This window comes from Lentzea sp. NPDC042327 (assembly GCF_040647275.1).
GTDB lineage: Bacteria > Actinomycetota > Actinomycetes > Mycobacteriales > Pseudonocardiaceae > Lentzea.
Genome location: NZ_JBEZBX010000005.1, coordinates 307,618 through 326,152 on the forward strand (window position 1 = coordinate 307,618; position 18,535 = coordinate 326,152).

The 18,535-nt window shown below is 70.2% G+C and carries 22 protein-coding genes; 4 read left to right on the forward strand and 18 right to left on the reverse strand.

The features are described from left to right. Positions 1 to 2 precede the first annotated feature (2 nt). The 3 genes from AB0A63_RS15255 to thyX form a co-directional block, all read right to left on the reverse strand. Entirely contained in the window at positions 3 to 1,445 is a 1,443-nt protein-coding gene (locus AB0A63_RS15255) for a protein kinase (RefSeq protein WP_360390646.1), read from the reverse strand. 72 nt (positions 1,446 to 1,517) lie between these two features. Then, positions 1,518 to 1,919 carry an ACT domain-containing protein gene (locus AB0A63_RS15260; RefSeq protein WP_360390649.1) on the reverse strand — a complete coding sequence of 134 codons (402 nt, stop codon included), beginning with the start codon at positions 1,917 to 1,919 and terminating at the stop codon, positions 1,518 to 1,520. A gap of 5 nt (positions 1,920 to 1,924) precedes the next feature. Continuing rightward, positions 1,925 to 2,629, reverse strand: coding sequence for an FAD-dependent thymidylate synthase (gene thyX / locus AB0A63_RS15265; protein ID WP_360390651.1), 705 nt, complete (start codon positions 2,627 to 2,629; stop codon positions 1,925 to 1,927). Positions 2,630 to 2,685: 56 nt separating this feature from the next. Between thyX and AB0A63_RS15270 the strand changes: the two genes are divergently transcribed. Beyond that, the gene (locus tag AB0A63_RS15270) at positions 2,686 to 3,210 is read left to right on the forward strand and encodes a toxin-antitoxin system HicB family antitoxin (RefSeq protein ID WP_360390654.1); all 525 of its coding nucleotides are present in this window, start codon (positions 2,686 to 2,688) and stop codon (positions 3,208 to 3,210) included. Positions 3,211 to 3,215: 5 nt separating this feature from the next. After that, positions 3,216 to 4,118, forward strand: a complete 903-nt coding sequence (locus AB0A63_RS15275) for a DUF4097 family beta strand repeat-containing protein (RefSeq protein ID WP_360390656.1) — start codon at positions 3,216 to 3,218, stop codon at positions 4,116 to 4,118. Positions 4,119 to 4,254: 136 nt separating this feature from the next. Here AB0A63_RS15275 and AB0A63_RS15280 read toward each other — a convergent pair whose 3' ends face one another. The 4 genes from AB0A63_RS15280 to AB0A63_RS15295 all read right to left on the reverse strand — a co-directional run bounded on the left by AB0A63_RS15280 (position 4,255) and on the right by AB0A63_RS15295 (position 7,658). Then, positions 4,255 to 4,749, reverse strand: a complete 495-nt coding sequence (locus AB0A63_RS15280) for a hypothetical protein (RefSeq protein ID WP_360390659.1) — start codon at positions 4,747 to 4,749, stop codon at positions 4,255 to 4,257. Between the two features lie 18 nt (positions 4,750 to 4,767). Beyond that, positions 4,768 to 5,376 (reverse strand): TetR family transcriptional regulator, encoded by a 609-nt coding sequence (locus AB0A63_RS15285; RefSeq protein WP_360390662.1) that lies wholly within the window; start codon positions 5,374 to 5,376, stop codon positions 4,768 to 4,770. Between the two features lie 4 nt (positions 5,377 to 5,380). Continuing rightward, complete coding sequence (locus tag AB0A63_RS15290; RefSeq protein ID WP_360390665.1) at positions 5,381 to 6,367, reverse strand: aldo/keto reductase; 987 nt, start codon at positions 6,365 to 6,367, stop codon at positions 5,381 to 5,383. Between the two features lie 91 nt (positions 6,368 to 6,458). Then, complete coding sequence (locus AB0A63_RS15295) at positions 6,459 to 7,658, reverse strand: crosslink repair DNA glycosylase YcaQ family protein (RefSeq protein ID WP_360390667.1); 1,200 nt, start codon at positions 7,656 to 7,658, stop codon at positions 6,459 to 6,461. Positions 7,659 to 7,728: 70 nt separating this feature from the next. On the opposite strand from AB0A63_RS15295, the gene AB0A63_RS15300 reads away from it, so the two are divergent. Both AB0A63_RS15300 and AB0A63_RS15305 read left to right on the forward strand, forming a co-directional pair. Then, positions 7,729 to 8,271 carry a GNAT family N-acetyltransferase gene (locus AB0A63_RS15300; protein WP_360390669.1) on the forward strand — a complete coding sequence of 181 codons (543 nt, stop codon included), beginning with the start codon at positions 7,729 to 7,731 and terminating at the stop codon, positions 8,269 to 8,271. Between the two features lie 21 nt (positions 8,272 to 8,292). Further along, a complete protein-coding gene (locus tag AB0A63_RS15305; protein WP_360390672.1) occupies positions 8,293 to 8,805 on the forward strand; it encodes a hypothetical protein in 513 nt (170 codons plus the stop codon). A 167-nt stretch (positions 8,806 to 8,972) separates the two neighbouring features. Here the strand turns inward: AB0A63_RS15305 and AB0A63_RS15310 are convergent, their stop codons facing one another. From AB0A63_RS15310 to AB0A63_RS15360, 11 genes are all read right to left on the reverse strand, one after another. Beyond that, a complete protein-coding gene (locus tag AB0A63_RS15310) occupies positions 8,973 to 9,848 on the reverse strand; it encodes an SRPBCC family protein (RefSeq protein ID WP_360390675.1) in 876 nt (291 codons plus the stop codon). Continuing rightward, complete coding sequence (locus AB0A63_RS15315) at positions 9,845 to 10,387, reverse strand: helix-turn-helix domain-containing protein (RefSeq protein ID WP_360390677.1); 543 nt, start codon at positions 10,385 to 10,387, stop codon at positions 9,845 to 9,847. Before AB0A63_RS15315 ends, AB0A63_RS15310 begins: the two co-directional genes overlap by 4 nt. 151 nt (positions 10,388 to 10,538) lie before the next feature. Then, positions 10,539 to 10,976 carry a hypothetical protein gene (locus AB0A63_RS15320; protein WP_360390680.1) on the reverse strand — a complete coding sequence of 146 codons (438 nt, stop codon included), beginning with the start codon at positions 10,974 to 10,976 and terminating at the stop codon, positions 10,539 to 10,541. Next, the gene (dapB, locus tag AB0A63_RS15325; protein ID WP_360390682.1) at positions 10,973 to 11,710 is read right to left on the reverse strand and encodes a 4-hydroxy-tetrahydrodipicolinate reductase; all 738 of its coding nucleotides are present in this window, start codon (positions 11,708 to 11,710) and stop codon (positions 10,973 to 10,975) included. The genes AB0A63_RS15320 and dapB overlap by 4 nt, the downstream gene beginning before the upstream one ends. Beyond that, on the reverse strand, positions 11,707 to 13,044 hold the full coding sequence (locus AB0A63_RS15330) for a pitrilysin family protein (protein WP_360390684.1): 1,338 nt from the start codon (positions 13,042 to 13,044) through the stop codon (positions 11,707 to 11,709). Before AB0A63_RS15330 ends, dapB begins: the two co-directional genes overlap by 4 nt. A 62-nt stretch (positions 13,045 to 13,106) precedes the next feature. Next, positions 13,107 to 15,356, reverse strand: a complete 2,250-nt coding sequence (locus tag AB0A63_RS15335; protein ID WP_360390688.1) for a polyribonucleotide nucleotidyltransferase — start codon at positions 15,354 to 15,356, stop codon at positions 13,107 to 13,109. A gap of 230 nt (positions 15,357 to 15,586) precedes the next feature. Continuing rightward, positions 15,587 to 15,856, reverse strand: a complete 270-nt coding sequence (gene rpsO, locus AB0A63_RS15340; RefSeq protein WP_360390691.1) for a 30S ribosomal protein S15 — start codon at positions 15,854 to 15,856, stop codon at positions 15,587 to 15,589. Between the two features lie 127 nt (positions 15,857 to 15,983). Then, positions 15,984 to 16,430: an RNA 2',3'-cyclic phosphodiesterase gene (locus AB0A63_RS15345; RefSeq protein WP_360390693.1), complete on the reverse strand. Its 447-nt coding sequence runs from the start codon at positions 16,428 to 16,430 to the stop codon at positions 15,984 to 15,986. Then, positions 16,427 to 16,909, reverse strand: coding sequence for a helix-turn-helix transcriptional regulator (locus tag AB0A63_RS15350; protein ID WP_360390696.1), 483 nt, complete (start codon positions 16,907 to 16,909; stop codon positions 16,427 to 16,429). The genes AB0A63_RS15345 and AB0A63_RS15350 overlap by 4 nt, the downstream gene beginning before the upstream one ends. Before the next feature lie 82 nt (positions 16,910 to 16,991). Then, positions 16,992 to 17,924 (reverse strand): bifunctional riboflavin kinase/FAD synthetase, encoded by a 933-nt coding sequence (locus AB0A63_RS15355; protein WP_360390699.1) that lies wholly within the window; start codon positions 17,922 to 17,924, stop codon positions 16,992 to 16,994. 59 nt (positions 17,925 to 17,983) lie between these two features. Continuing rightward, complete coding sequence (locus AB0A63_RS15360; RefSeq protein WP_360390701.1) at positions 17,984 to 18,529, reverse strand: hypothetical protein; 546 nt, start codon at positions 18,527 to 18,529, stop codon at positions 17,984 to 17,986. Between the last annotated feature and the right edge of the window lie 6 nt (positions 18,530 to 18,535).

Sequence of the window (18,535 nt, forward strand, 5' to 3'; positions counted from 1 at the left end):
CGTCAGTTGTCCTTCTTCGCGCTGATGCTGCCGTCGAGCTTGCTGCCGTCCTTGGCGCCGGCGACGCAGAAGACCTTGCGCTGGGCGCTGCCGCTCTTGTCCTTCTCCCACGCCGACTGCGAGGGCACCAGGACGGACATCTTCAGCTTCGAGCCGTCCTTGATCCACTGCGAGTCCAGCATCAACTGGCAGCGCGGGATGCCGACGTCCTTCAGCGCCTCGACGCCAGGGTAGGCCGCGTCCGGGAGGCTCGACGACACCGGCAGCAGGTCGATCGCGTCGAACACCTCGAAGTCGTGCGGCTTGTCGCACTCCTCGCGGGCGTCGGAGTCGAGCTGCTTGGTGGGCGCGACCTCACCGACGCCGCAGTAGTTCTCGTACAGGGCGAACACCGGCACCTCGCCGCCCTCGCCGTAGGTCATGGCGCTGGTGCCGCCGCTCGTGGGCGAGGTGAACCAGCTGTGCGTGTAGATGCCGCCGACGAACGCCGCGACGGCGATGGCCGCGGCCGCCACCGACGCGATGATGCGGGTTCGCTTCTTCTTCGCCGGGTCCACGGCCGCGGTGTTCTGCTGGTACTGCTGCGTCGCGACCGGCGGGATGCCGGTGGGCGGCGTGGGCTGGTTGCCGATGCTGGAGAGCATGGCGCGGGCCTGCGGGCCGGACAGGCGGGCGTTCGGGTCGGCGATCAGCAGACCGGTGATCACCGCGCCGAGCACGCCGGTGGCCCTGGTCAGGCGCGGGGTCTCGCTCATGATCGCGTGCAGCGTGGAGGCCGTGGAGGAGCGCTCGAACGGGCTCCAGCCCTCGACGGCGTAGCAGAGCGTCGCGCCCAGCGCCCACAGGTCGGACGCGGGGCCGGCCTCGTGGCCGTGGATGCGTTCCGGTGCCATGTAGGCGGGCGAGCCGATGAGACTGCCGCTGGTGGTGAGGCGCGGGTCGTCGACGGCCTGGGCGATGCCGAAGTCGGTGAGCTTGAGCTTGCCGTCCGGGCGGACCATCAGGTTGCCGGGCTTGACGTCGCGGTGCACGATCTTCGCCTGGTGCGCGGTCTCCAGCGCGGACAACGCCTGCAGCGCGATCGACACGACCTGGTTCGGCGGCATCGGGCCGTGCGTGCTGATCAACGTCGAGAGCGTGGCCGCCTCGACCAGCTCCATGACGATGTACGTCGTGCCGTTCTCGTTGATCGCGTCGTAGACGGTCACGATGCCGGGGTCGTTCAACTTGCCGGCCGTGCGCGCTTCACGCAGAGCGCGCTCTTCGAGCACACGGCGTTCTTCGTGCGCGAGGCCGTCCGGCAGGTGCAGTTCCTTGATGGCGACGAAACGCCCGATGTGACGGTCCTGTGCGCGCCACACGATGCCCATGCCACCGCGGCCGAGCTCGGCCACCAGGGCGTACCTGCCCGCGATGACGCGCGGTTCGACAGCCTGTCCGTGCAACGTGCGCTCCTACGACCTCGGAACCGGGGGGCGTTGACGGTACTTCAGACCCGCCGACTGGAGGATCGGTTCCTACGCTTCCGGCGCTACAACCAGTTCGTGACCTGCGGCACGCAGCGCGACGACAGCGCGGTCGAGGTCGCTCTGCTTCACCAGCAGGTGGTCGGTGTCGTAAGTGGACAGCGCGAACAACGGGACGCCCGCCGCCGCCAGCTCACCGGCCAGCGCGGCCATGATGCCGGTCAGGGTGAACTCCAGCGGCCCGCGCACGGTGAGCAGCCGCCAGCCCTCCTCGGCGGTGCCGGCGGGCAGCTCGAACGACGACGGCGCGATGACCGACACCTCGTCCGGGGTCCTGGTCACGGACACCAGGACGCCGGTCAGGTCCAGCAGCCCTGCGGGCAGCGGGGTGCCGGGTGCCAGGCGCGTGACGGTGTACCCGCCGGGGCGGACGTCCACGATGAGCCGCTTCATGACCGTCAGCCTTCAACGACCAGCGGGCTGGAGGCAACTTCGGTGCCGTCCGGCAGTGTCGAGACGACGAAGTCGGCGAACGCGTTCGGCGCGGCCTTCGTCAGCTCGCGCAGGCACGCCACGGCCAGTTCGCGCAGCTCCACGTTGATGTGCTCGGTGGCGCGCATCGCGATGAAGTGCCGCCACGAGCGGTAGTTGCCCGTGACGACGATCTCGGTGCCGGTCGCGTTCGGCAGCACGGACCGGGCGATCTGCCGCGCGCGCCGGCCGTTGACGGTCTTCTCCAGGCTGTGCACCAGGTCCTCGTAGGCGCGCAGGCTGGCGTCGGTGGCCGCGACGAACCGCGCGTGCAGCTCGGGGTCCGCCGCGATCAGCGCGGGCTCGACGACGTCGGTCGGGTCGGTGCGCTGGGAGAGCTGCGAGTACGAGAAGTGCCGGTGCCGGATCAGCTCGTGGGTGAGCGAGCGGGGCAGCTCGGTCAGGTAGAGGGTGGCGCTGCTGTGCTCGAACGCGGCCAGGTGCCCGACGTCGAGCAGGTGGTGCAGGAACGTCGCGTTCGTGTTCGTCATGGGGTTGGACCGGTCCCAGGACTGGTAGCAGGCCCGTCCGGCGAACTCGACGAGCGCCGCGCCGCCGTCCGCGTCGGTCGTCCACGGCACGTCGTCCGGCGGGATGAACTCGGTTTTCGCCACCAAACGCACTCTCGGCATGGTGCCGACACTAGCCGGTGCTTGCGCGACACCACGAGTGACGTCATAGTGGTGTCATGGATCTGTCGCCCTACATCGCGTCACTGCGCGAGGACCTGGCGACGGCCGCATCTGCGGGGGACGAAAGCACCCGTCGAACGGCCGCCGCGTTGTCCGCAGCGCTCGAGCCAGCCGCGCGACTGGCGATCATGAACGCACTGTCGGACCTGGCAGCCGAGGTCACCGCCTCGCTGGACGGCCAGGTCGTGGAGGTCAGGCTGGCCGGCCGCGACGTCCAGGTGGTCGTCACCGGTTCGGCCCCCGAGCAGGACAGCGGGCCGCAGCAGGACGTGCCACCACCGTACGTCGCCGGTGACGCCACCGGTGACATCAGCCGCATCACGCTGCGGATGATCAACGAGCTGAAGGCGAAGGCCGAGCAGGCCGCAGCCGCCCAGGGCGTGTCGCTGAACTCGTTCATCCAGCAGGCCGTCGGCGGTGCCATCCAGGGCAAGCACCGCGAGCACTGGAAGCAGCAGCACAAGGGGCCGAGCGGACAGGGCGGCTCCGGCTCGCGCGTCCGCGGATGGGTGCAGGGGTGAGCGGGATGACCGATCCGTCGAGTGGGCCGACCGCCGTCGTGCGGCAGCAGAGCTTCGAGTTCGCGGGTGTCGCGGAGATCGACATCTCGCTGCTCAGCGGCCGGGTGCAGGTGCACCTGGTCAACGAACCGGGCGTGCACGTCGAGGTGCGCCACGACCCGGCGGCGGGCAACACCTGGACCGAGGGCCTGTCGAGCGTGCTCAGCTGGGTCAGCGGCCAGTTCGGCTCCGACCGGGGCACCCCGGTCGCCGGGCCGGAGGAGGCCGTGCGGGACGCCCGCGTGGAGTTGCTGGGCAACCGGCTGCGCATCGAGTCGTCGAAGGCGCTGCCGTTGCGCGCGGTGCCGCTGTCGGTCGTCGTGACGGCACCGGCGGGCTCGCACGTGCAGTCCAAGACCGGTGCCGCCGACGTGTCGGTGACCGGTGAGGCCGGCCGGGTCGACCTGAACACCGGCACCGGCGCGGTGAACGTCGACCGCGCGACCGGCGAGGCGAAGATCAACTCGGGGTCGGGCACGGTCCGCCTCGGCACGATGCTCGCCCGCCTCAAGGCCAAGACCGGCAGCGGTGACGTCGAGGTGTCGTCCGTGGGCGACAACGCCGTGCTCATCACCGGTACCGGCGACGTGTGGCTGGGCGCGGTGCAGGGTGACGTCATGGTGCGCACCGGCAGCGGTGACCTGACCGTGGCCGACGCCGCCGCGGGCGACATCCAGCTCGGCACCGGCTCGGGCAACATCCGCGTCGGCATCCGCTCCGGCACGCTGGCCAAGATCGACCTGGTGTCCACGTCCGGTGCGGCGCGCAGCGACCTCGACGTCTCCGCGGAGCCGCTGGGCGAGGCCGCGCTGTCCGTCACCGGCCGCACCGGCAGCGGCACCGCCCTGGTAACCGCCGCAACAAGCTGACCCCAGGGGAACGCAGGGGCCCCGCGTTCCCTCAGGGGGAACGCGGGACTCCCGCGTGACTTCCGCTTCGGCGGACCGCACGCGGGGACCTCCCGTGCTCCAGTGGAGTACGAAAGCTCCCCGCGTGCACTTCGGGCTAGGGCTCCTGGAACGGTTTTGAGCCGCCGGGGACGTCGTCCGGGAAGATCGGGCAGCGGATCTCCCCGGTCAGGAACTTCCGCACGAACGACGAGAAGGTGCCGTCGTAGGACCAGCTCTGCCGCAGGTCGGTGATCACGACGGTCCACTCGTCCGGCTCGCCGGCGGTGTACCAGAGGCAGTGGTCGCCGCCCAGCGTCGTGCCCCACGGCAGCAGCCCCGGCTGCTCCGGGTGGGCCCGCAGCCCCGGCTGGCGCCGCACCGCCCGCAGGACCTTGGGCGCCTGCGACATCCAGTTCATGAACCCCGCACGTGCCGTGGGGTGCAGGATGCGGACGTAGCCGCCCACGATGAGCGGCGGGTACGCCTCCGCGAGGTGCACGTAGTCGGTCGGCAGGGGTGTGCCCAGCCGTGCCCGGACCGCGTCCCAGTCAACCGGGTCCGGACGCCGCTCGGGCGCTCCCAGCAGGTCGATCCACTCGTCAGGCGGCACCGCTCACCTCCGTGACCCTCAAGCATCGCCTGCGGAACTCGGACCTCGGTTGTACCGCAGTCCAGCGATCACCAGGGAGACGACGGCGTCGAACGCGGCCTGAATGTGAGGATCCCCCCACTCGGGCGCGTGGCTCGGGTGGTGGAACCGGTCCGTCGCGTCCCACACCGCCTGTGCCGTCACAGCGACGTCGTCCGCCATGAACTCCTGGGTTTCCACTCCCGCGCGGATGATGCGCGCGAGCAGCTCCACCATGTGCCCGACGTGGTACTCCGGGATGCTGTCGCTCTCCTTGACCAGCACCTGGAACGTCTCGAACAGCTCGGGTTCCTCCAGGTGCGCGCGCCGCTTGCGGTCGAACAGCTCCTGCAACCACGCGCGCAGCCGGTCGGACGCGCTGCCCCCGTGGGCCGACATCGCGGCGAACTCCCGGTGGGTGTGGTCGAGCCACCGGCGCGTCACGGCCTCCCGCAGCGCCGCCTTGGTCGGGAAGTGGCGGTAGACGCTGCCGTGGCTCACCCCGAGCGCCTTGGCGACGTCGACCACCGTCGCCTTGGCCGGCCCGTACCTGCGCAGGACCTCTTCGGTCGCCACGAGGATCGCCTCCCCGGTCAACGCCTCCGCCACGTCCTCACCTCTCGCTGTCCAGCATCGCCATCTGCTCGGCGGCGTACCGCGTGCCCGCGGCCGCCCCGACCGGGACGACGGTGTCGATCTCCCGCAGCTCCTGCTCGGTGAGCTCGACGTCGAGCGCGCCGATCGCCTCGCCCAGCCTCGCACGCTTCGTCGTGCCGATCAGCGGCACCACGGTGTCGCCCTTCGCCAGCACCCACGCGATGGCCAGCTGGGCCACCGTGACGCCCTTGTCGGCGGCGATCCCGGCGAGCTTCTCGACCAGGCCGAGGTTGTGGGTGAGGTTGTCGCCCTGGAACCGCGGCGTGTGGCTGCGCCAGTCGTTCGCCGCGAACTCCTTGCTCGGCGTGGCCGAGATGAGCCCGCGCGACAGCACCCCGTACGCGGTGATGCCGATGCCCAGCTCCCGGGCCGTGGGCAGGATCTCCGCCTCGATGCCCCTGCTGAGCACGCCGTACTCGATCTGCAGGTCCGTGATCGGGTGCACGGCGTGCGCCCGGCGCAGCGTCTCCGCGCCCACCTCCGACAACCCGATGTGCCGCACCCAGCCCTTCTCGATCTGCTCGGCGATCGCGCCGACCGTCTCCTCGATCGGCACGGCCGGGTCGAGCCGCGCCGGCCGGTAGACGTCCACGTAGTCCGTGCCGAGCCGCTCCAGCGAGTAGGCCAGGAAGTTGGCCACCGCCGCGGGCCGGGTGTCGAACCCGATGAACGCCCCCGCGCGGTCCCGCATGCCACCGAACTTGACGCTGAGCTGCACCTCGTCGCGGCGGCCCTTGATCGCCTCGCGGATCAGCAGCTCGTTGTGGCCCTGACCGTAGAAGTCACCGGTGTCGAGCAGCGTGACCTCGGCGTCCAGGGCGGCGTGGATCGTGGCAATGCTCTCGTCCCGATCGGCCGGTCCGTACGCGTTGGACATGCCCATGCAGCCCAACCCGAGCGCGGACACGACCGGGCCGGTGCTGCCGAGCTGACGCTTCTGCATGACGAACTCCTCCTCTGTGGCTGAGGTCGACTATGCACCTTGGGATGACAGATTTCAACATCTGTCAGCCGTTATTTGTACGCTCCGCGCTTCACGCCTGCGCGGCCGCCAGTTCGCCTGCCAGATCTCCCTTCGGCACGACCAGTACGTCTTCCAAGCCCAGCCACTCCGCCATGTGCGCGAGCTCGGCCGCCAGCTCCGCCGCCACGCGCGGCCGGTCCACCTCCGGTTCCGCGAACGCCGACTGCACCCGCAGCACCCCCGCCGCCCGGTCCGCCTTGAGGTCGACCCGCGCCACCAGCCGGCCGTCCAGCAGGAACGGGAACACGTAGTAGCCGTGCACCCGCCGCGGCTCCGGCACGTAGATCTCGATGCGGTACCGGAAGCCGAAGATCCGCTCGGTGCGGGCCCGTTCCCAGATCAGCGGGTCGAACGGGCACAGCAGCGCCCGCCCGGTCACCCGGCGCGGCGCCTTCGCCTCGACGTGCCGGTAGGCAGGACCGCGCCAGCCGTCGACCGCCACCGGCTCCAGCACGCCCTCCTGCGCCAGCTCGGCCACCGCCGCCTGCGAGCGCCGCGGGTCGAGCCGGTAGTAGTCGCGCAGGTCCGGTTCCGTGGCAACGCCCAGCGCCACCGCCGCCCGCGTGACCAGCTCACGCGCGCCCTCCTCCGGACTCAGCCGCCGCGCCAGCACGTCCGGCGGGATGACCCGCTCGGTGAGGTCGTAGAGCCGTTCGAAGCCGCGGCGCGTGCCCGTCGTCAGCACGCCGACGCCGAACAGCACCTCGCAGATCCGCTTGACCTCCGACCAGTCCCACCACGGACCCTTCGCCCGGCCCGTGTCACCCATCAGCGCCTTCTCCAGCGCGCCCGCGCCGATCGGGCCGAGCTCCTTGACCGCCGCCAGCACCTCGTCCACGAGCTGGGGCGAACGGTCCACGATCGTCTGGTAGTTCTGCCACCAGCCGCGCTTCTTCGCCCCGGAGTGGAACAGCGGCCAGTCGGCCACCGGCACCAGCGACGCCTCGTGCGCCCACGTCTCCACCAGCATCCGCGGCCTGCGCGCCGAATGCGTCCACGCCGCGTCGTCCAGCAGCACCGGTTCGTACGCACCCAGCCGCGAGAACAACGGCATGTAGTGCGCGCGCACCGCCACGTTCACCGAGTCGATCTGCAACAGCTGCACCCGCGACAGCACGCGCTGCAGGTGCCTGCGCGTGGCCGCTGACGGCCGCCCGTCCGTGAAACCCTGCGCCCCCAGGGCGATCCGCCGGGCGACGTCCGCACTCATCCTCTGCACCCCGTCGATGCTGCCACGCACCCCTGACAATTCTCCGGGGGACGGCCGATAAGGTGCGGCAATGGCCGACGCCGGCGTGCACACCGCCACCGCGAACGACGTTCCGGAGATCATCCGCATCCACCGCGAGACCTGGCGCCTCGCCTACGCGCAACTGCTGCCGGAAGACGTGCTGAGCACGCTCGACACGGACGAGGCGTGGTCGCTGGCCGTGCAGAACGGCGCCGTGCTCGTGGCGACCGAGGGCGAGTGGACCGTCGGTTTCGCCGTGGCGACCAAGGCCCCGGACGAAGAGGTCGCCAGGGCGGACGGGTCGCTGCCCGAGGACGCCGCGACGACCGCGTTGCTGAGCGTGCTCACCGAACCCCGCTGGGGCCGCCGCGGCCACGGCACCCGGCTCGTCGCCGAAGCGTGCCGCGAGCTTGCGAAAGCAGGCGCCACCAGGGGGATCGCGTGGGTCCCCGAGGCCGACAAGGCGTCGCGGAACTTCTACGAGCGACTGGGCTGGACGGGTGACGGCACGGTGCGCACCCTGGACGCGGGCGGTCGTCCGTTGCGCGAGGTGCGGCTGTCCGGTCCGCTCGAGGTCCGACTCGGCGACTGAGAACTGTGTAGCCTCGGGCGGGTGTTCGGCTTGGTGGGCCTCACCTTCGGCATCGCTCTCGGCTCCGCGCTCCTCCCCTTCATCAGCATCGAAGCGTGGGTGGTGGGGCTTGGCGCGCGCTGGCCGGGCCTCCCGTTCTGGGTGGTCGGGCTCGTCGTCGCCGTCGGCCAGGTGCTGGGCAAGCTGGTGTACTTCTACGCGGCGCGCGGTGACATCCAGCTGCCGAAGTGGTTGCACCGCAAGAAGAAAGAGCGCACGAAGCCAACGCTGGCGCAGCGCTGGTTCGGCGAGGGCACCCGCATGCACCGGTGGGGCGACTGGATCCACGTGAAGTGCCGGGCGCACCCGAACTGGATGGCCGGCACCCACGCTGTCAGCTCGCTGGTGGGTCTGCCGCCGTTCATGGCGACGAGCGTCCTCGCCGGCCTCGCCGGGATGTCCACGCTGGTCTTCGTGGTCACCGGGCTGGTCGGCCGGTTCGCCAGGTTCAGCCTCCTGTGCGCCTCACCCGGCCTGATCATGGCGTGGCTCTAGCCGAACACGATCGACACCGCCACCGAGAACGCGATCACGAGCGCGGCGAACACAACACGGGTCTCCTTCAGCACGTGCCTCAAACTAGCGAGCCCGCACCGGACAAAGCCACGTGCAAACGGGTGAGAGCCGGATGATCCAGCTCTCACCCGCCGTTTCACGCCCGATCATTCGAGCACGAGCACGCCATCCGGCAGCCCCGGCACCTCCACGGAGTGCCACATCGGCTTCCAGTCCGGGATCTCCAGCATCCGCCGCAGGTCCGCGAACCCGCTGAGCCAGCCCATCCACGACCCGTACGGCGGCCGCTCCGGATCGAACCCGCTCTGCACGAACGTCAGGTGCGTCTTCCCGCCCGACTCGGCGAGCTCCCACGACGACACCATCCCGTCCGGGAACTCGATCGCGAACCGGTTCTCGTCGAGCGCGAGGACCTTGCCGGGGTTCGGTTCGTCGTCGAAGCTCCCCATGGCCCACCGGCCGCCGACGTGCGGCTCGATGGACGCCCGCGCCCCGAACCACCGCTGGAACTTCTCCATGTCGGTCAACGCGTCGATGATCCGCGCGGCCGGCGCCGCGATGTCGACCTCGAACCGCTGCTCGGACGTCGAGAAGTCGCAGAACCCGAACACCTCGCGTCCTTCGACGTGCTCGACGAGGTTCGCGAGCATGAACGACCAGAACGTCTGCTCGACCCCGGCGTGCACCTCGTCCACGATCGCCTCGCCCCACTCCGGGTACGGCGACTGCGCGGCGGCGACAACGGTCTCCCCGTCCCGTTCCTCGACGGACAGCTCCACCGTGTGCTCCTCGCCGTGCAGGAACCACGAAAACCGCACCGACCGCTCGTCGAACCCGAGCAGCTTCTGCCGCCCCCGCTCCCCCTCCGGCGTGAACCGCCCCCAGAACTCGAAGACGCCGCGCTCCAGGCCCACCTCGGCGTGCTCCGCCAGCCACACGCGCAGCTCGCCGGCCCTCGTCAACGCCTCCCGCACGCGCTCGACCGAAGCCCGTGCCCGAACGCGCACCACTCCCGTGCTCATCGGTTGTCTCCCTTCGGATAGCAGGCGAGGGCAACGCGGAACGCATCACCCTCGTCCCCGCCATAACGGGTGAACAGCTCCTGCAACGTCGTCTGCAGCTCGGCCAGGAACCGCTGCCGGTCCTCCGGCCGCACGCGGATCTCCCCCGACACCCCGACCGACGGCAGCTCCCCGTCCCGGTCGAGCGCCGCGATGTCCGACTGCACCTGCTCGGCCAGGTCCACGAGGTGCCCCAGCGCCAGCTCGTCCCTGGTCCCGATCCGCCCCACCAGCGCGGGCGACAGCCAGTACGACCGCGCCACCGCCTGGTAGAGCCCCTCGTGCACCCCGCGCACCTTGCGTTCGGCGACCTGAACGGCCAGCCCGGCCTTGACCAGCTGCTTCACGTGGTAGTGCACCCGCTGCGGCGTCTGCTCCAGCACCTCGGCGACCTCGGTGCACGACCGCGGCGCGGCGAGCTGCCGCAGCACTTCGATCCGCTGCGGCTTGAGCAGGGTCTCGGCCTGCTCCATCCGGTCCAGGTAGATGACGTCTCTCATCGCAAAAACAACTTTGAACGTTCAAAGCTTTTTTGTCAATTGTGCACGTGCCTGCTCGCCGGTCGAGGGCCGCTTTCACCCGCACAAACGAACGCAGGGGTCCCCGTTGCGGGAACCCCTGCGTCTCACCGTGTCCAGCACCCCGACGAGGTCAGGAGTGCAGCTGGATCGCCTTCTTCATCGTCTCCCGGGCCCGGCCGCGGTCCCCGGCGACGTCGTACGCGTACGCCAGCCGGAACCAGGCGCGCCAGTCGTCGGGCGAGGTCTCGACCTCACCGCGCCGCTCCTCGAACCACGCGTCCGCGGCATCCCGGTCGACCCGCCCGGACGGACGGCGCGGCAGGTGCGAGACGTCCGGCAGCAGCCCGTCCGCGTCGAGCTCGCGGGCCATCCTCTCGGTCTCCCACCCGAACCGCAGGTTCGAGTACACGAGCCACACACCGAGCAGCGGCAGGATCAGCACGCCGACGCCGAGCAGCACCGCCACCACGTCACCGGTGCGCAGCAACGCCACGGCACGGCCGGCCAGCAGCACGAAGTACACCGCGAGGGCCGCGATCAGCAGCCCCACGGTGATCCGGGTCTTCACAGGTCCAGGTACTTGTCGAGACCGACCGCGAGCCCCGGCCGCGAGACGATCTCCCGCACCCCGAGCACCACCCCCGGCATGAACGACGTGCGGTGCAACGAGTCCTGGCGCAGCGTCAGCGTCTCGCTCTCGCCGCCGAACACGACCTCCTGGTGCGCGATCATGCCGGAGATGCGCAGCGAGTGGACGCGCACGCCGTCGACGACGGCGCCACGGGCACCCGGCTCCTCCTGCGTGGTCGCGTCCGGCATCGGGTCCATGCCCTCGCGGGCCGCCGCGATCAGCCGGGCGGTGTGCGCGGCCGTGCCCGAAGGCGCGTCGGCCTTGCGCGGGTGGTGCAGCTCGATGATCTCCGCCGACTCGTAGTAGCGGGCCGCGATCTCCGAGAAGCGCATCAGCAGCACCGCGCCGATGCCGAAGTTCGGCGCGATCAGCACACCGACCGACGGCTGGTCGGCGAGCAGTGCCGCCACGGCGTCCAAACGGGACTGGTCGAAGCCGGAAGTGCCGACGACGCAGTGGATTCCGGCGCCGATGCAAAACTCCAGGTTCCCCAGCACGACGTCCGGGTGCGTGAAGTCGACGACGACCTGAGCGCCCGCGTCCACCAGGGCCGGCAACGGGTCGTCGGCGTCGAGTGCCGCCACGACCTCCATGTCCTTCGCCGCCTCGACGGCGCGGACCACCTCGGAGCCCATGCGGCCCCGCGCGCCGAGAACACCGACGCGAATCATGCAATCACCTCGTGTACCTGGTCCGGCAGATCGTCGGCATGATCGTAGGGACCGACCACCGCGGCGGCGACCGGTCGGCGCAGCAGATCACGTGCGAGCAGCGCCACTTCCTCGGCGGTGACCGCGTCGATCCGCGCGAGCGTCGCCTCGACGCTCAGGTGGTCGCCGTAGTTCAGCTCGGACTTGCCGATCCGCGACATGCGCGAGCTCGTGTCCTCCAGGCCCAGCACCAGCCCGCCGCGCAGCTGGCCCTTGCCACGGGCCACCTCGGCGTCGGACAGGCCACCGCGCGCCACGTCCACCAGCACCTCGCGGATCACGCCGGCGACGTCGCCGAGGCGGTCCGGCTGGCAGCCCGCGTACACGGCGAACGTGCCCGTGTCGGCGTACATGCCGACCGACGAGTACACCTGGTAGGCGAGGCCGCGGCGTTCGCGGACCTCCTGGAACAGCCGCGAGCTCATGCCGCCGCCGACCGCCGCGTTCAGCACGTTCAACGCGAACCGGCGCTCGTCGTGGCGGTCGAGGCCCTTCATGCCGAGCATCAGGTGCGCCTGCTCGGTGTCGTCGGTGTGCAGCACCAGCTTGCGGGCGTCGGCGATGCGCGCCCGGCCCGCCCGCGGTGCGACCGCGCTGCCCTCCCGCGACAGCCGGTCACCGATCGCCTTGCGCACCAGGCGCATGACGTGCGCGTGCTCGATGTTGCCCGCGACGGCGAACACCATGCGCGGCAACGTGTAGTTCTTCTTGTAGAACGAGTACAGGTTGTCCCGTTCCATGTCCTGGATGGACTTCTCGGTGCCCAGCACCGGACGGCCCAGCGCGTGCCCGCCGAACAACGCCTCGATGAACGCGTCGTGCAGCAGGTCCTCGGGGTCGTCGTCGCGCATCGCGATCTCTTCGAGCACGACACCGCGTTCGGTCTCGAAGTCCCGCGGCGCGCACAACGCCTCGAACACCACGTCCGCCACCAGGTCCACCGCCAGCGGCAGGTCCTCGTCGAGGACGTGCGCGTAGTAGCAGGTGTGCTCCTTGGCGGTGAACGCGTTCAGCTCGCCACCGACCGCGTCGATCTCCTCCGCGATCGCCGCCGCCGAACGCCGCGCCGTTCCCTTGAACAGCAGGTGTTCCAGGTAGTGCGCCGCGCCCGCGACCGCCGGGCGCTCGTCGCGCGACCCGACCTGCACCCACAGCCCGACCGAGGCGGACCGCACGCCGGGGATGCGTTCGGTGATGACCCGCAGCCCCGAGGGCAGCATGCTGCGCCGCACCTCGGAGCCCGCGGAGGTCTCGAGCACCCGCGTGCTGCCCGGCTTCTGCAGGTGCCCCAGCACTGGAGTACGCGGACGGCCGCGGGTGGATGCACCCGCGGCCGTCACGTTGTTGTCAGTCGTGCTCACTGCGCGGGAGCCGCCTCAGCGGCCTCGGTGGCAGCGGGCGCCTCGGTGGCGTCGGACGCGGGCGCCTCGGTGGCGTCCTCGTTCACGACCACCAGGCTGATCTTGCCGCGCTGGTCGATGTCGGCGATCTCGACGCGGAGCTTGTCGCCGACCTTGACGACGTCCTCCACCTTCGCGATGCGCTTGCCGTTGCCCAGCTTCGAGATGTGGACGAGGCCGTCCTTGCCGGGCAGCAGCGAGACGAACGCGCCGAACGCCGCGGTCTTCACCACGGTGCCCAGGAAGCGCTCGCCGACCTTCGGCAGCTGCGGGTTCGCGATCGCGTTGATCATGTCGATCGCGGCCTCGGCCGAGGGGCCGTCCGCCGCACCGACGTAGATCGTGCCGTCGTCCTCGATGGAGATGTCGGCACCGGTCTGCTCGGTGATCGAGTTGATCATCTTGCCCTTCGGGCCGATGACCTCGCCGATCTTGTCGGTCGGAATCTTGACCGACGTGACGCGCGGAGCGAAGGCGCTCATCTCGTCCGGGTCGGAGATGGCCTCGGCCATGACCTCCAGGATGGTGTAGCGCGCGTCGCGGGCCTGGCCCAGCGCCGCCGCCAGCACCTCGGACGGGATGCCGTCGAGCTTCGTGTCGAGCTGCAGCGCCGTCACGAACTCCTTGGTGCCCGCGACCTTGAAGTCCATGTCGCCGAACGCGTCCTCGGCACCGAGGATGTCGGTCAGCGCCACGTAGCGGGTCTCACCGTCGACCTCGTCGGACACGAGGCCCATCGCGATGCCGGAGACCGGGGCCTTCAGCGGGACACCGGCGTTGAGCAGCGACAGCGTCGAGGCGCAGACCGAGCCCATGGACGTCGAGCCGTTGGAGCCCAGCGCCTCGGACACCTGGCGGATCGCGTAGGGGAACTCGTCCCGCTTCGGCAGCACCGGCATGAGCGCGCGCTCGGCCAGTGCGCCGTGGCCGATCTCGCGGCGCTTCGGCGAGCCCACGCGGCCGGTCTCACCGGTCGAGTAGGGCGGGAAGTTGTAGTGGTGCAGGTAGCGCTTGTGCGTCTCGGGGGACAGCGAGTCGATCTGCTGCTCCATGCGCAGCATGTTCAGCGTGGTGACACCCAGGATCTGGGTCTCGCCGCGCTCGAACAGCGCCGAGCCGTGCGTCCTCGGGATCACGGCGACCTCGGCACCCAGGTCGCGGATGTCGGTGACACCGCGGCCGTCGATGCGCACCTGGTCGCGCAGGATCCGCTGGCGGACCAGCTTCTTGGTGAGCGAGCGGAACGCCGCGCCGATCTCCTTCTCGCGGCCCTCGAACTGCTCGGCCAGCTTGTCCAGCGTGGCGGCCTTGATCTCGTCGAGCTTGTTCTCGCGCTCGGCCTTGCCCGCGATGGTCAGCGCCTGGGCGAGCTCGCCGGAGGCGGCCGACTCGACGGCCTCGAACGCGTCGGCCTGGTAGGCCGGGAACGTCGGGTACTCACCGGTCTCCTTGGCGGCGACCTGCGCGAGCTGCGCCTGCGCCTCGCAGAGGACCTTGATGAACGGCTTCGCGGCCTCGAGGCCAGCGGCCACGACCTCCTCGGTGGGGGCGACGGCGCCCTCGCCGATCAGGTCGATCACGTTCTCGGTGGCCTCCGCCTCGACCATCATGATCGCGACGTCGCCGGAGTCGACCACGCGGCCCGCGACGACCATGTCGAACACGGCCTTCTCGAGCTGCTCGTGGGTCGGGAACGCCACCCACTGGCCCTCGATCAGAGCGACGCGGACGCCACCGATCGGGCCGGAGAACGGCAGGCCGGCGAGCTGCGTCGACGCGGACGCGGCGTTGATCGCCACGACGTCGTACAGGTCGGCCGGGTTGAGGCTCATGACCGTGATGACGACCTGGATCTCGTTGCGCAGACCGTCCACGAAGGACGGGCGCAGCGGACGGTCGATCAGGCGGCAGGTCAGGATGGCGTCCGTGCTCGGACGGCCCTCACGCCGGAAGAACGAGCCGGGGATGCGGCCCGCGGCGTACATGCGCTCCTCGACGTCCACCGTGAGGGGGAAGAAGTCGAAGTGCTCCTTCGGCTGCTTCGACGCCGTGGTGGCGGAGAGCAGCATCGTGTCGTCGTCCAGGTACGCGACCACGCTGCCCGCGGCCTGGCGCGCCAGGCGCCCGGTCTCGAAGCGGATCGTGCGCGAGCCGAACTTGCCGTTGTCGATCACGGCAGTCGCCTCGTGAACTTCGATGTCCGTCATATAAGTGTTTCTCCTCGTCTTTTGGGACACCGCAACACGCGTTCTGACGAGGCCGGTCTTCGATCGAAGTCCTCTGGGGCGTTCCACCAGAGGGCCACTACCGAGGACCGGCGATAACTGCTTCGCGCGATGCGGGCCCTGTTTTGTTCCTCTTTGCAACCAGGGGTCTGTATACACCCGGTTGTGCGCCGAGGGGGAGCGACCGGCCGGTCACTCCCCCTCGGCGGGTATCACCTGCGCAGACCGAGGCGCTGGATCAGCGCGCGGTAGCGGTTGATGTCCACCTTGGTCAGGTAGTTCAGCAGACGGCGGCGACGGCCGACCATCAGCAGAAGACCACGGCGGGAGTGGTGGTCGTGCTTGTGCTGCTTGAGGTGCTCCGTGAGGTCGGCGATGCGCTTGCTCAGGAGCGCGACCTGCGCCTCGGTCGAGCCGGTGTCGCTGTCGTGCAGACCGTACTCACCGAGGATGGTCTTCTTCTGCTCCGTGGACAGTGCCACTGGGTGGTTCTCCTACTTGTTCAGGTCCGTGCGGCCCCACGCCCGCCGAATTGCTGGCCGGGGTAGCCGGTACTGGCCGCCACGGACCGCAGCCAGACCCAACTGCGAAGGTTATCAGGCACACCGCTCAACGGCGCGTTGACGTGCGCAACCCCACCCGTGCCACGGGCGAGTGGACGCCGTCTGCGCTGCTCACGAGCACCGCCTCGGCCGGCGTCCACGGGCTGCTCTCGAAGGCCGGCATCGGCTGGCCCCGATACCCGTAGGCCAACGTCAGGTGCGCTTTCCAATTGTCGTCCGCGCCCGCCGCCCGTGCCAACCCATTTAAGTCGCCGTCGATTCCCGCCCACAGGACCGTGCCGCGGAAGTCGCCGAAGCCCTTCACCCGCAGTTGCGGCACGGGATGTCCCGCGAGTGCCCGGAAACGTTCCTCATCAGCGCTTTCGCCGTGAAAGCAGAGCGTGATGTGCCATTTCCCGGAGTTCGTCCACCCGATGTCGAGCGAACGGTCCAGCACGGCGTCGAGCTCGTCGACCACGTTCCGGGGCGGGAAGAGGGCGGTGAAGAACCTCACCGGGGCCCGGCGGCCCGGATGGCGCGGCGGAACAGCTCGGCGATCGCGGGGAAGTCCTCGTGCAGGAGGTCGGCGGCCTGCTGCAGCTCGACCCGGTCGGCGACGCGGCGCAGCACCGGGTACGCGACGCTCTCGTCGCCGTTGACCGGCAGCGAGTCGCGCGACACGGTCGGCTTGGAGTCGCGCACGTCGTCGAGCGCGCGCTGCAACGCCTCCGGCGCCCCGGTCGCCACGTCCGGCGTGAGCACCTTGCGCTCCAGCATGATCATCCGCGCGAGCACGGCCGGGTTGCCGATCTTGGCCCGCCGCCCGCTCATGACCTGGCTGAGCATGGGCGCGCTGATCCCCAGCACGTCGGCCAGCTGCGCCTGCGACACGTTGAAGGCCACGACCAAGCGCCTCACCCGGTCTCCCAGGGGTTCCCCGTACCACTCCCGCTGGAGGGCGAGGTTGCGCTGAACGATCTTGTGGTCCTCCACCTTGGCCTCTCCCGTAGCCTGCTTCGACCCGCATCCTGCCAGCACGAAGGCCGTCACATGCGCACTTCGTGCCATCTGACGGTCACGACTCGGTGAGCAGTTCCCTCGTTCGGTCTACATCCCGGTGCATCTGCTCCAGGAGCGCCTCGACGGAGTCGTACTTCTCCATCTCGCGGAGCCGTTCCACGAAGTCCACGGCGACCCGCTGGCCGTAGTAGTCCTCGTCCACGTCCAGCACGAACGCCTCGACCCGCCGTTCCCGTCCCGAGAACGTCGGGTTCGTGCCGACCGAGACGGCGGCCTTGAGCGTCCGCCCCTTGGCGTCGGTGAACCAGCAGGCGTAGATCCCGTCCGCGGGCACGGCCGCGAACCGGGGCGTCGACAGGTTCGCGGTGGGGAACCCCAGGTCCTTGCCCCGCCCGTCGCCCTTGACGACGATCCCCTCCAGCCGGTGCGGCCGCCCCAGCGCCTCCGCGGCGGCCTTCACGTCACCGGCGTCGATGCACGCGCGGATGTAGGTCGACGAGTAGGTCACGTCGTCAGCGGACACCAGATCAGCCCCCTCGGTCACAAAGCCGAACCGCTGCCCCAGCTGGCGCAGCATCGCGACGTTACCCGCCGCCCTGTGCCCGAAGGTGAAGTTCTCACCCACCACGACAGCCGCCGCGTGCAGCTTCTCGACCAGCACCTCGTGCACGAACTCGTCCGCCGGCATCCGGCTGGTCTCCAGGCTGAACGGCACCACCACGAAGTGGTCGACCCCGAGCTCCTCGACCAGCTGGGCCCTGCGCCGCAGCGTCGTGAGCTGGGCGGGGTGGCTGCCCGGCCGGACCACTTCGGACGGATGGGGGTCGAACGTCATGAGGACACCCGGCAGCCCCCGCTCCCGCGCGAGCTCGACGGCCCGGCCGATGAGCGCCTGATGCCCCCTGTGGACACCGTCGAACACACCGATGGTGACCACGCAGCGGCCCCAGCCGCCGGGGAGGTGATCCAGTCCGCGCCAGCGTTGCACGGTGATCAGCCTACGACGACGGCCGGTGCCGCTGCCCGCCTACCTCGCCAGGTCCTCCGTCACCACTTCTGCATCGTCCTGACCACCACGGCCTCGACGTCTTCCCCACGCATCGAGGCCGACAGGACCCGGCGCAGCAGTGCGCCCGCCTGTTCGAAGGCGAACGCCGACGAGTTCATCTCGTCGAAGCCTGCCTGGTCGACCACCAGCGTTCCGGCGGGCAGCTCCGCCCCACCGGAGAGAACGCCTTTCAAGGCCCCTTCCGGGAAGTCCTCCGGCAGGCCCACCTCGAACGGGTTCTTCCACAGCCGGGACGCGCAGGTGATCTCGCCGCCGGCCGACGTGGCGGCGCGGGGCACCCGCACCTCCAGCACACCCGCCGACGCCTCTGCACCGAGTGGTGTGTAGGTCGCTCCGAGCAACGCCCTCGGAGCGACGCCGCCGAACCGCCGCAACAGCTCCACTGTCACGACGGTGCTGCCCGCCGCACCGGTGGCGGTCGCGGAGGAACGGTCGATGAGCCAGTCGTCCGCCAGCAGTGGAGCGCTCATCCGGCCGAACTCCACCGCGACCACACCGCGGCCCTGGAGATCTACTTCGATCATGCCGAC